Source organism: Methanobrevibacter filiformis (genome assembly GCF_001639265.1).
GTDB classification, from domain to species: Archaea; Methanobacteriota; Methanobacteria; order Methanobacteriales; family Methanobacteriaceae; genus Methanacia; species Methanacia filiformis.
In genome coordinates, this window is the sequence record NZ_LWMT01000016.1 from 16,991 (window position 1) to 30,376 (window position 13,386).

General features: G+C 27.0%; 13 protein-coding genes. 12 read left to right on the plus strand and 1 reads right to left on the minus strand.

The annotated features are described in order from the left end of the window. Window positions 1–14 precede the first annotated feature (14 nt). The 12 genes from MBFIL_RS00700 (at window position 15) to MBFIL_RS00755 (ending at window position 12,441) form a co-directional block, all read left to right on the plus strand. On the plus strand, window positions 15–266 hold the full coding sequence (locus MBFIL_RS00700) for a hypothetical protein (protein ID WP_066970483.1): 252 nt from the start codon (window positions 15–17) through the stop codon (window positions 264–266). Beyond that, complete coding sequence (locus MBFIL_RS00705; protein ID WP_066970484.1) at window positions 267–668, plus strand: contractile injection system sheath initiator; 402 nt, start codon at window positions 267–269, stop codon at window positions 666–668. Further along, complete coding sequence (locus tag MBFIL_RS00710) at window positions 669–1,796, plus strand: baseplate J/gp47 family protein (protein ID WP_066970486.1); 1,128 nt, start codon at window positions 669–671, stop codon at window positions 1,794–1,796. A 23-nt stretch (window positions 1,797–1,819) separates the two neighbouring features. Then, window positions 1,820–2,449 carry a hypothetical protein gene (locus MBFIL_RS00715; protein WP_066970488.1) on the plus strand — a complete coding sequence of 210 codons (630 nt, stop codon included), beginning with the start codon at window positions 1,820–1,822 and terminating at the stop codon, window positions 2,447–2,449. A 16-nt stretch (window positions 2,450–2,465) separates the two neighbouring features. After that, window positions 2,466–2,678, plus strand: a complete 213-nt coding sequence (locus tag MBFIL_RS00720; RefSeq protein ID WP_066970490.1) for a hypothetical protein — start codon at window positions 2,466–2,468, stop codon at window positions 2,676–2,678. 7 nt (window positions 2,679–2,685) lie between these two features. Continuing rightward, window positions 2,686–5,379, plus strand: a complete 2,694-nt coding sequence (locus MBFIL_RS00725; RefSeq protein WP_066970492.1) for an H-type lectin domain-containing protein — start codon at window positions 2,686–2,688, stop codon at window positions 5,377–5,379. An 8-nt stretch (window positions 5,380–5,387) separates the two neighbouring features. Beyond that, window positions 5,388–5,819, plus strand: a complete 432-nt coding sequence (locus MBFIL_RS00730) for a hypothetical protein (RefSeq protein WP_066970494.1) — start codon at window positions 5,388–5,390, stop codon at window positions 5,817–5,819. Window positions 5,820–5,908: 89 nt separating this feature from the next. After that, complete coding sequence (locus tag MBFIL_RS00735; protein WP_066970496.1) at window positions 5,909–6,652, plus strand: C39 family peptidase; 744 nt, start codon at window positions 5,909–5,911, stop codon at window positions 6,650–6,652. A 473-nt stretch (window positions 6,653–7,125) separates the two neighbouring features. Then, window positions 7,126–7,380 carry a DUF2080 family transposase-associated protein gene (locus tag MBFIL_RS10895; protein ID WP_066970498.1) on the plus strand — a complete coding sequence of 85 codons (255 nt, stop codon included), beginning with the start codon at window positions 7,126–7,128 and terminating at the stop codon, window positions 7,378–7,380. 392 nt (window positions 7,381–7,772) lie between these two features. Beyond that, a complete protein-coding gene (locus tag MBFIL_RS00745) occupies window positions 7,773–8,144 on the plus strand; it encodes a hypothetical protein (protein WP_066970500.1) in 372 nt (123 codons plus the stop codon). A gap of 246 nt (window positions 8,145–8,390) precedes the next feature. Next, window positions 8,391–9,554, plus strand: a complete 1,164-nt coding sequence (locus tag MBFIL_RS00750; RefSeq protein ID WP_066970502.1) for a metallophosphoesterase family protein — start codon at window positions 8,391–8,393, stop codon at window positions 9,552–9,554. Window positions 9,555–9,597: 43 nt separating this feature from the next. Next, window positions 9,598–12,441, plus strand: a complete 2,844-nt coding sequence (locus MBFIL_RS00755; protein WP_066970503.1) for an AAA family ATPase — start codon at window positions 9,598–9,600, stop codon at window positions 12,439–12,441. A gap of 79 nt (window positions 12,442–12,520) precedes the next feature. Here the strand turns inward: MBFIL_RS00755 and MBFIL_RS00760 are convergent, their stop codons facing one another. Then, on the minus strand, window positions 12,521–12,928 hold the full coding sequence (locus MBFIL_RS00760) for a TIR domain-containing protein (protein WP_066970505.1): 408 nt from the start codon (window positions 12,926–12,928) through the stop codon (window positions 12,521–12,523). Between the last annotated feature and the right edge of the window lie 458 nt (window positions 12,929–13,386).

Below are 13,386 nucleotides of genomic sequence, written 5' to 3' on the forward strand. Positions count from 1 at the left end.
AATGGAGTTATAACATGGCTCTTGATCAAAAAATAGCAGAATTAGTAGAAAATGATTTTAATTATATAGAACCTTGTTTGGAATGTAAAGTATCTAGAAATTCAGTGAACAATATTTGGGTTGAAGTATTAAATATATCAAAGGAGTTAAACCTGGATGATGTTATGATACTTGATCATGTTGAAATAAATCTTGGAGATACTGTGTTAGTTGCTTTTGTTAATGGAAATATTAAAAAACCAGTTATAATAGGGAGGATTAAATAAATGGTTGATTTTGGTTGTGATTTTCATCGAGATTTTGAGTTGATAGATGATAAAGGTAATTTTCGCAAGGTTTCGGGAGTTGATAATGCTAAACAAGCTATTATTAATCGTTTATTAACCATTCCTGGAGATTTGGATAATTTAGGTTATGATGACTATGGCAACAAATCTTATTATTATTTAGGTCTTACTGATTATGACTATGCTGAATCACTTATAAAAAAAGCTACAGAAGAAGCATTACTTAAAGAACCTGTTGTTGCTGAAATAATTGATATTAATGTAGAATACGATAATACTAATTGTATTGTAGATATTGATGTTAGATTAGTAAGTGATGATGATGAAGACACAAATGAAAATATCACTATTGATTTAAATAATGTAGAAGAGGTGCTTTAAATGGCAGAAGAAGATTATGATTTTGATGAAGAAACTGAAGATTCATTGAAAATGTTCACAGGATCAGTTATAGATATACAATATCTTGTAGATAACATGTTTTTAGATTATAAATCAAAATTTGAAAATCAAGAATCTCCAATAAGTTACCTTGATGAGGGAGGAGATGCTAGAAATTTATTTGAAACAATATCATTACCCTTATTCGAAATATTCTGGCTAATAAATGAATCAGTATTAATGAAATACATACCTTATGCAAGTGGAGATTTTTTAGACATTTTAGGACACAACAATCCTAGAAATCCTGGAAAAAATAGTACAGGTCAATTACAATTTAGTTTACCACATGATGTACTGAAAGATTATGACATAACTATCCCTGCATATAGTGTATATTTAACAGAAGATGATCTGGGATTAGAATATGAAACAATAGAAGAAGCTATCTTACCTGCAGGTGAAAATAGTATTCTTGTTCCTGCAAGAAGTGTGTTTGGAGGTAGTGAATATAATATAGACTCTAATCTTGTCACAATATTTGAAGAAAGCATAGATGATTTACTTGTTACAAATCCTGTACCTTTTATTGGTGGGACTGATGATGAAGATGATGAGTACTACAGAGCAAGACTACTTTATGAGCAGTCTGAGCATGATTTTGGAAGTGTAGGATGGTATAAAAGAATAGCAGTTAAAATACCTGGAGTTCATGATGTGAAAGTAATAAACTGTTTAAAGGGAGATTATACAATTGGCATAATAGTAAACCCTCCCACAGCAGAAATTGTTCAAAATGTAACAAATTTCTTCAATACAGCAGATACTACTCCTGCAGGAATAAACGCTTATATTTATGGTGCTGAAACATTCCCTGTTGATATTATCATTCAAGATTTAGTTTTCACTAATGAAGTTAACCCTGCCGATGTAGTGGAAGAAATACAAAATCAAATAAACAAATACTTTAATAACTTGAATATCAGTGAAACAATTTACAGAAACAGTATCTTAAGTATACTTTCAAATATTAATGGATTAATTGACTATACTTTAATATCTCCATCAGTAAATATTGATGCTGAAGAAAATCAAGTTTTAATACAAGGTGAAACAATTATTAACTAAAATTATGCTGGAGGAATGGTGTTGTGAGTGACAGAGGACAGTACATTATAAACAATTTAAGAAGCAATCAAACAATACAAAGACCTGATAACCCAATGCACCAATTACTTGACTTTGGACTGGGTTCTTACTTAGATCATATTGTAGAAATTATAGAAACCATAAATACAAAAATAATAAGTATATCTAACAATATTCCTGACGATGACACAACAGAATGGGAAGAAAAAATAACTGCAGGCTTATTAAAGTTAGAAGGTGATCAAATAGGAGTATATCGAGATGAAGATGAATCCAATAATGATTATCGTAATCGTTTACTTGTGTCAATTGAAGGAAACAGTAGTTTAAGAAGTATTATGAATATGATAGCTACTTTGCTAAACATTCCACTTGATAGCTTCACAGTGGCCACTACAAGTGAACATACGGATTATCTTGAATTTGATGATACAATAACAAATATGCTAGATAATACAACAACAGATGTGCTTGTTTCATTAATAACTGCAAAAGACCCAAGACCAACAATAACAATAACATTGCCTGAAGAGTCAAATATTCAATTAGTATATGATGTTATTAGTAATAAATTATTTGCAGGTATAATATTAATCGTTACCGATGGAACAAACACAATACCTAACGAATAGGCAGGAGAAGATTATAATGATTGATAGAGATGAGTTATTAATCAGTGTACTGTCAGATATTGATGATAGTTTACATAACCTGTACGATTTTGAAAGGATAATTCAAGCAGCATCACAAAATGAAGATGGAGACATAGTAGTAATAAGTAATGATTTTAGATTAGTTTATGATAGTGAAACATACACATTACTACAAGCAAATGATAACTCACAAAAGAAAAGGAAGTGATTAACTAATGGTTAAACTTAGAAAAAATCCATTAAAATGGTTTTTTAAAGAAAAAACAGAATTCCCACTAGAATGGTTTCATGGAATAACCTCCTATATCGAATTTGGATCAGCACAAGGAACTGTTTCAATACCCAACGATTATGACGATTACAAATTTCCATCAACCAATGATGAATTAGAAGTTAAACGTAGCCTGATTGCATTAACAGGAACTTTCATAAACAATCAGGACAACATAACTATAGATAGTACAGGTTTTGTTAAATTAAAATTCTATTTAAACATAGCTCCATTCAAAAATTTTAATAATTTAAAAATATCTCTTAACAATAATGCTGATTTAAGAGTAGTTATAACAAATTTTAAAGGAGATATTCTATACAATCAAACAATAACGGCAACTAACAATGAAGTCCTATTTGATTTATCACAAATAGTAATAGGATTAGAGGAATTATATTTTGACATAAATACAAATACAGATAACACAATAATTACAAATATTGATTTGAATTATGATCTCACTCCATTTAACATTACAAGTATTTTTAAAGATTTAATCACAAATAATAGTTTAAATAATACAATTGCAACGCTTATTCCCTATAGTGAAAAAGGAACTCCTAATGGTATTGCTGAATTAGATGAATCAGGAAAACTAATTTCATCACAATTGCCATCATCTGTGGATAATATTAAAGAATTCCCAACCCTAAATGATTTTCCAGCAATAGGTGAAGAACAAACCATCTATGTGGCTTTAGACACAAACAAAACATACAGATGGTCAGGATCAGAATACGTAGTAATTGGGTCAGATTTGGCCCTTGGTGAAACACCACAGACTGCGTATCGTGGTGATCGTGGAAAAATAGCTTATGATCACACAAGCAATAAAGGTAATCCTCACAGTGTAACAAAGGCTCAAATAGGTTTAGGTAATGTTGATAATACGAGTGATGCTAATAAACCAGTTTCAACTGCAACAGCAACTGCTTTGAATGCTAAGGCTAACACTGTTGATGTTGTTCCAATAACTCGTAAAGTAGCTAATAAAGCATTAAATGCTGATATTACTCTTGCTAAAGGTGATGTTGGACTAGGTAATGTTGATAATACTAGTGATGCTAATAAACCAGTTTCAACTGCAACAGCAACTGCTTTGAATGCTAAGGCTAACACTGTTGATGTTGTTCCAATAACTCGTAAAGTAGCTAATAAAGCATTAAATGCTGATATTACTCTTGCTAAAGGTGATGTTGGACTAGGTAATGTTGATAATACTAGTGATGCTAATAAACCAGTTTCAACTGCAACAGCAACTGCATTAAATAATAAATTAAACCTATCAGGAGGAACCATGTCTGGAGCATTAGACATGGGAGGACAAAACATAACTAATATTAATAACTTAAATATACAAGACCCAGGTTTTGGAGAAGGATTAACAATAAATGGCGGTAATTTATGGAGAATATCAGAATCATCAAATAATTTAGATAATACTTCAGGAAATCTTCAACTCACTAAAGGAACAACAAGAATAGGAACATTCAACACGAATGGTCAATTAGAATTACCAGTTGCTAGTGGAACAGCACCATTACTCATTAATTCTACCACTATGGTTCAGAATTTATTTGCAAGATATGCAAAAGAATTATCACTTACTAATATAGCTGAATCAACAGATATGAATACTTTACAAGCACCTGGATGGTACAGGTGCGGTGCTAATGCTACTGTTGCAACATTAACTAACTCCCCAACAACTAACGCTTTTTTCATGGAAGTAACACAGCACGCAGGAGTAAATCAAAGATTAATCGAATATCTTGCAAATAATACTTTTAAAATGTGGACAAGGAATTATTATTCCAGTTCATGGGGTCCATGGGTTCAAATGGCTACAACAACAAATGTAGCGAATCTAACTGACACACAAACAATAGCAGGACAGAAAACGTTTAGTAATGATATTTATCATAATGCAAATATAGTTTTAGCTAATAATAAATATTTATATTCTAAAAATACAGGCGGTACAAATTACAATATTCTTGGAATAAATGCAAGTGATCAAACACAAATAGGAAATGCTAATTTTTTAAATTTATTTGCTGGAAGTTCAAACAATTTCAATGGAAAAGGAATCAATAATGTAGCTAGTTTAGAAACAAGACAAATAGAACTAAAAGGAATGGGAACAAGCGCTACAAATGGAGGATTTATTGATTTTCATTACGCTGACAGCACATCAGATTTCACTAGTAGAATTATAGAGGACGCTAGTGGACAATTATCAATCCAAGGAGTTTTAAGATTAGGAAATAATAATCTTAATGCTAATAGTAAGAAAATAATTAATTTACCAACTCCAACGTCTGGAACTGATGCCGCAAACAAGGATTATATAGATAATAAAATTCAGCAAGGAGGATACACTCTTCCAAGTGGAAGTGCATCATGGACAAATTGTTCAGGAGGAAATGGGGTTTACGCAACATTCACTGTAACATTCCCAAAAGCATTTTCAAGCACCCCCAGAGTGGTTGCAATGCTAGCTAAACCTGCTGTTTGTTATGCGTGGAATTTTAGCATTAATACTATAAGTACTACTGGTTTTACTTGTACATATGTTGAGTTGAGCAATTCAAGTAGTTACTATCCAAATGTTCAATGGATAGCATACTCATGAGGTTTAAAATGATTTTAACATTTAATTCAATTAATTTTAAAGCAAATAATATTTTCATAGTTCTATTAAATAAAGACGATGAATTATATTATACTAGTTTTAAAGTTGATGAAGACAATAAAATGATTGAAAAAGATGAATATACTGTTACTAATAATATAGATACATTTAGCATAAGTTCTGATGAATTTAAAGAACTTGTTCAAGAAGAAAAAATAAATGAAATTATAAATGAAAATATTAGTGAAATAGAGAAATTTCATAAAATTAATAAACTAATTGAGCTTAAAAAAGAATTAAGTGATACTGATTATATCGTGACAAAAGCTCAAGAATTCACTATTCTTGGTGAAGAGGTTCCAATAGACTTACTAAATAAAATTGAAGAACGTAAAAATATTAGAGTTCAAATTAATGAGTTAGAAACAGAAATTGAATAATTATTTTTTATATTAAATTACTACTTTTTAAGCATTACAAAATGCCTATAATGGGCTAGCGAACGCTATCAAATAAGGAGAAAACAAAAATGGATTGTAAAACCACAAATCTAAAAAAAGGAAGCAAAGGAACCGCAGTAGGAGAACTACAAAAATACTTAAAAGCATGTAAATTCTACAAAAGAGAAATAGACAATAAATATGGAGATTTCACAGTAGCAGCAGTTAAATTACTACAACATGCTCAAGGAAATAGTGAAGATGGAGTATTTGGCCCTAAAACTTGTGCTAAATCAGATTTAAACATGCTATCAACTGGAACTAGCACTAGTCAATCTATTAAGACTGTTAATGTAAAAGAATTACTTGTTTACTTCAAAAAGCAGCCAGACATAGTTACCTGTGGTCCAACAAGTCTTTCAATGGCTTTTAGTTATTATGATGTTAATATAAGTATTGAATCACTTAGAAAATTATGTAATACCAATAGTAATGGCACAACTCCTGCAAATCTTATAAATGGTGCGAATAAGGTTAATTCTAAGTTTGTTCTTGTTGAAGAAGATTACAGTAATTTTAATCAAATCATTAAGCATATTGATAATAAGAATCCTTTAATTATTCAACTTCAAACAACTAAAAATCTTGGTTATCTTGGTTCTTATGGGCATTATGTTGCTTGTACTGGTTATAATAAATCTGCTAAGCTTGTTAAAATAGCTGATCCTTCAAGGACTATTAAATGGGTTTCTTTAAGTGTTATTGTGGAGGCCATTAATAAGCGTTTGAGTTTAGGGAGTATTAAGCCTATTAAGGTTCTTAAAAAGAAATGATGAAAGTATATTTTTTTTAATTATATTTTTTTAATATTTTAGAAAGGAAACCTTTATATACTACCTTAACCATAATATAATATAGAACTTGTAAGGAGGTGAAAATAAATGAAAATAGACTATAATAAGATTAATATTATTATAGGTGTTCTATCTTTAATCATTTCGATTATAGGACTCATACGAACACTGTAATAATAAAAATGAGGGGTTAAAAACCTCTCATATAATCTTAAATTATAGTTACTATTTAATTATGTTACTTAAATATTATAAAAGTTTCTAAAAAAATCATGAATTAAGAATTCAAAAAAGGTGATAATTATGAGTATTGATCAAATGATTTGGATAATATTAATAGTATTATTCTCAATTAAGATAATAATTTCAATCAAACAAATTAAAAGCAAAAACTAAAAACTTAAAAACCTCTCAATTTGAGAGGTTAAAATTATATTAAAAAAGGTGAAAAAATGAAAACAAGCCAATACCCAAATGTTTATTATAATAAAAATACAGGAAAATGGACAGCCGAATTAAAAAGAAAAGGAAAAACAATATTAAATGAATCCTTTGATAATGAGTATGATGCACATTTAGCAGTTGAAGAGAAAATGAAACTTGAAAATATAATGATAAAAACTGTTAAGCCTGTGGGTGGTACTGCTCATGTGTTAGTTCCTAGGAAATGGATAGGTAGGGAGGTGCAGATTATTTTATTGGATTAATAGTTTTTTATATTTTTTTAATAATTATGAGTACAAAAAAGAAAACCTTTATATACTATAGAGTACAATATAATAATATAGAAATACAGGAGGTGAGATAAAATGAGAAAAGCAGAAAAAATAAATTTAATAATTGAGCTTGTGGGACTACTGATCATTGCAGCTCAACTATTAATTATGTTAAGTAAATAGGGGGAAACCCCTAATACTTAACATATAATTATGTAACATCTACTATTTATAAATTTCTAAAGGAGAGGATATTATTATAAAAATATTACTTATTACAATATTTATAATAACTATACTAAAAATTATACTAATCTTTTATAAAGATAAAAAAAACATATAATATTAAATTACTTTTTAATTATTAAAATGGGTGATTAAATATGAGTATTAGAGTAAGCGAAAAAACAAGACAACAACTAGAAACACTAAAATATGAACTAAACTTATCAAATTACGATGAAGTAATAAAACTAGCAATTAAAAACATACCCCATATAGTTAAAACAGAAGTTAAACCACCAGTATTTGTATTAAACTCAATCACCAAAAATAAAGAATTTGAAAAAAGAGTATACTGGGATGATCTTGAAAAAGCAAAAACTGGAGATATATTTAAGTATGGATCAGATGATGTTTTTATTAGTGAGGAGTTCGCAACAGTATTATTTAAAGATGAAAATGGTGTTTTTATCCGTTTAACAAAAAAAGATACCTATGATACATATGAAGATGTAATTTATTACTCTTTATGAATTATTTTATTATTTTTCATTTCTTTTTAATGAATATTTTAAAATATTAATTTATTTCATTTTCTGTTTTAATAACTATTAGTGCAAAACTTTAATAACTAATTATTAACTAATTATTAAAATAGAGCTAAAAAGTAAAGATATTTATAGAAATTCCTACAATATATAATTACTATTACATAAAATTCTATAAATTGTACAAGTTTAGTTGGTTTTATTAAATCATTATGGAGATATGGAGATAAGATGAAATTTGCTCATTTAGCTGACACTCACTTAGGATACAGACAATATGGTCTTTTTGAAAGAGAAGAAGATTTTTATCATGTTTTTCAGGAGATAATTGACAATATAATTGAAGAAAGAGTAGATTTTGTAATCCATAGTGGAGATCTTTTTGAAATTTCAAAACCTTCTCCCAATGCTTTACTTGTATTTCAAGAGGCATTAATGAAATTAAATGATGCTAATATACCTATTTATGGAATACCTGGAAATCATGATATTATTATGAGGAAAAATGCATTGCCTCCTCAAATATTATTTAGAAAATTAGGACTAAAACTAATTAGCCATAACAACCCTTTTTATATCCAGGATAATGTGTTTATTGGAGGAACCCCATATCATTCTAAGGCACACCATGATAAACTGGTTGACAAGCTTCAATTTGTATCTAAACAAAGTGCAGAACATGATAAAAGGATATTAGTTATACATCAAGGGATTGATAAATATTTACCCTTTGAATATGAGCTTGAAATGGCAGAGATTCCAACTAATTTTAACTATTATGCTTGTGGGCATGTTCATAATAGGATAAATGATGAATTTGGTGAGGGTAAATTAACTTATCCAGGGTCAACTGAAATATGGAAATCAAATGAGGTTTCTGATTATAAAAAGAAAGGAAAAGGATTTTTTTTAGTAGATATTGGTGGAGATATTCCTGAAGTAGAGCCTATTAATGTAGATATGATGCGAGAGTTCATAGTTAAAGATATAGATTATAGAAAAATAGATGAAGAGTTTTTATCTCTTGAAAAAGATGTAGAAGTTTTAAAAAATAAGCCTGTGTTGAATATTACAATATCTGGAGAGAATATTAATAGAACGGATGTTTATGAGAAAATTAATGAAATTTTTTCTAAAATAGCTTTAACTATACGTCCTAATTTCAGAAATATTATAAAAAATGAACATACAGATGTTATAATTTCAAATGATACTTTAGATGCTAAAAGTATTATTGTGAATGAACTTAAACATTATGATAATGAAGATATAACTAATTTAGCTATTGATCTTTTAAATGAACTTCCAAAGGAAGATATGGGAAATTCCAAGATTATAACCGAAAAATTTTTCAATGACTATTTTGATAGAGAAATAAAATGGGATGACATATAACAGTTTTACTATAATTTAAAACTAAATTAAAACTAGTGATAATATGATATTAACAAAACTTCAATTAAAAAATTTTAAGTCTCATTTAAATACTAGGATTAATTTTAATCAAGGAGTAAGTATAATTGTTGGTGAAAATGGAGCTGGAAAATCAAGTATTTTAGAAGCTATTAGCTTTGCATTATTTAAACAGTACTCTGGGAATATTAATAATTTAATTAAAATAGATAAAAAAAATCATGCTAATATTACTATGTCTGTAACCTTAGAATTTATTTCAGATGGAAATACTTATAAAGTAGTGAGAGAAAGAAACCAAACATCTTCAAAAGCAAGTTTGTATTTCCAATTCCAACCAAGAAACAATGATTCTTTAAATAATAATTCTAAATCAAATAATAGTTCAAGTTTAAATAATAATTCTAAATCAAATAATAGTTCAAGTTTAAATAATAATTCAGATAATTCAACCACGTTTACACGACTTTGTACTGGAGATAAACAGGTTAATAATGAAATACAGTCTATTCTTAATATGGATGCAGACTTATTTTTAAATGCTATTTATATTAGACAAGGAGAAATAGCTGATTTAGTTAGTAAAACTTCAGCTGAAAAGAAAAAGTTAATAGGGAAATTACTTGGAATAGAATCTCTCGAAAAGGCTTGGAAAAATAGTTTAGATTTAATGAAAGAATATGAACTTAAAAAATCAGAGTTAAAAGGTAAAATAAGTCAAAATTCTAAATTAAAGGAAGATTTAGATATTAAAATGAAAAAACTCCAAGAATTAAACTCTAATGGAGATAAATATCTTAAAGAATTAGAGTCTATTCAAAAAATTAAAAATGATAAATTTAAAGAAAAAACTGAAATCGAAATTAAAAAAAGTAAGTTTGAAAATTTAAATAACAACTTAAATAATGAAACAGAAAACGTAAAACAGCTTAAAAAAGACAATGAAACATTTAATACTCAACTTTTAGATTTAAAGAAAACAGAACATGAAATAACTATTTTAGAAAGGAAAATTGAAAAACTCCCAGCTATGTTAGATTTTGCAGAAGCTGTAAATAATATTAAAATACTAAAAAATGAAGAACAAAGATTAAAAGAACATTTACAAAACATTGAAAATAATAAAAAAATATTAGAATATAATGAATTAGAACATAAAGAACATATTCAACTAAAAGAAGATATTCAGCAAATTAAAATAGAATTAACTCAAATTGAAAATAATCTGAAACACTTAAAAGAAGGTGAAAAAAGACAAAAAGAGCTTGAAGAAGAAATAAACAAGGACAAACTCAATATTCATAATTTCACTGAAAAAATTAAAACATATCTATCTATTGATGATGATAACTTTCAAGCTATTACTGATAAAATTGAAAAAACTAAAACAAATTTGAATACAGGACTTAAAAAGTTCAATGAAGATATTTCATTAAAACTACAGGAAGTATCTTCATTAAAAGAGAAAATCAACTCTTCTAAAAAAAGCTTATCCCAGCTTAAAATTGTGGATGGAAAATGTCCCATTTGTAATAGTGACATTGATGATGATCAAAAACATAAATTAAGCTATGACTATTTAGATATAATTGATACAAGTACAGGTTTAATTGAAAAGAAAGAAGAGCTTATTGAAAGATTAAATCAAGAAAAAAATAAAATTGAAAGTAATACTCTGAAATTACAAAAAATCGAAAATGAGATTTCAGCTTATAAAACAATTAATGAAGGACTTAAAGTTAAGGTTCAAAAGTTTAAAGTTCTATCCTCTCAATTAACTGATAATAATGAATACCATAAAAAAATGGATAGTTTGAAAAAAATCTTAAAAAACAAAACAGAAAGGATTGAAAAGACAAATAAAAGCTTTGAAAGCTTTGAAAAAGCAAAAACAGCTTTAGATTTTTTGAAACAACCTGAATCTGTTACAATTAAACTTGATGAGATTACTGAAAAAATTGATAATGAGGTTTTGAAGCTTAAAAAAGTAATGGATATGGATAAAACAATTTCTACAGATATTGGTGAAAATGATCTTAAAAATAGGATTGATAAGCTTAAAAAAGCAGACGAATTATATAATCAATTAAAAGGTTCAATTCAACAAAAAAATATTCTAGTTTCTCAAATTCAAGCTAAAGAAGAGATTATTAAAATTAAAGAAGAAAAAATTGAAAAGATTCACAACGAACTTAAACTCTTTGAATTTAGTGAAGAAAAATACAATAAATTGAGCATTGAATTTAAAGAAACTGAAGATAGAATAACTGAGCTAAATAAGAATATTAGTGAAATTAAAGGATCTGCTCGAGAAATAATTAATTTAATTGATGGACTTAATAAAAAAATTAGTGATAACTTAGATACTGAAAATGAATTAAATGATATTAATGATTATTTAGATTTACTTAAAGAGATAAGGGAATTGTATAGTAAAGATAAGATTCAGAAAGATTTAAGAAATAAATCAAGACCACTTATCCAAAAACACACTGTAGAATTCTTTGAAAAATTCAATTTTAATTATTCTGATTTACAGTTGGATGAAGATTATAATATTAGTGTTTATGGTCCAGATGGAGAAACAAACTTAGTAATGGTTAGTGGTGGTGAAAAAATAGCTATTGCTTTAGCATTACGTCTTGGAATAACACAATCATTGTCAGAAGGAAATCTTGAAACGATAATGTTAGATGAGCCTACAATACACTTAGATAGCTACAGACGTTCAGAGTTAATAGATATTTTAAGGAAAATGTCTCTATTACCTCAAATGATTATTGTAACACATGATAGTGAACTTGAAAATGCTGCAGACAATATAATTAAGATAGAAAAAGATCAAGGAGTATCTAAAGTAAGTAGTTAAGTTTATTGATTATTAATTTATTTTATTAAATTATTTTATTAATTTATTTTATTAATTTTTTTAGTATAAAATGTTCTACTTAAACAAAATCATCATATATTCCTAAAACCACATCTTTTATAGTGTTTACAATACAATTTGCATTCCATCCTACAATAGCACTGGCTACTTTTTCAACATCTTCAGGAACTTCCTCAACCCCATAAGGTCTTACAAGAATAATTGGTTTTTCATATGTTATAGCAGATTCGATTAAAGCATCTATCTTCTCTTTATTCTTTTCATATAATCCTGCAAGTAAAATAATTGCGTCAATTTTGTTAAAAAAAGATTCATTCAGATGTAATGATCCTGCGAAAGATTCTTTCCATAAAAAATCTTTTTTTGAAAATAATTTATCATGAAATTCATTATATTCGTTATTTTGATCATGTCCATTACTTATTAATAAATTATAAATCTTATTATCATTTTCTTCTTCAAACATAACTGTACCTCCACTAACCAATACTTCTTAATTAATGATTATTTTAAATATTATTTGTATTATATATAAATGTACTAATAACAATATAGATTTTACATTTTTTTATGATCCTAAAGTCATGAAAATTAATTTCTGAATAAAATTAATATAATAAATAACATATATAATTCATTAAATAATTCAATAAAATAATTATTATATTTAGTAATATATTTAAAATACTATTACTACATTTACTAAACATTATGACAAATAAAATTATTACAATATTTACTAAACATTATGACAAATAAAATTATTACAATATTTACTAAACATTATGACAAATAAAATTATTACAATATTTACTAAACATTATGACAAATAAGATTATTACAATATTTACTAAACATTATGACAAATAAGATTATTACAATATTTACTAAACATTATGACAAATAAGATTATTACAATATTTA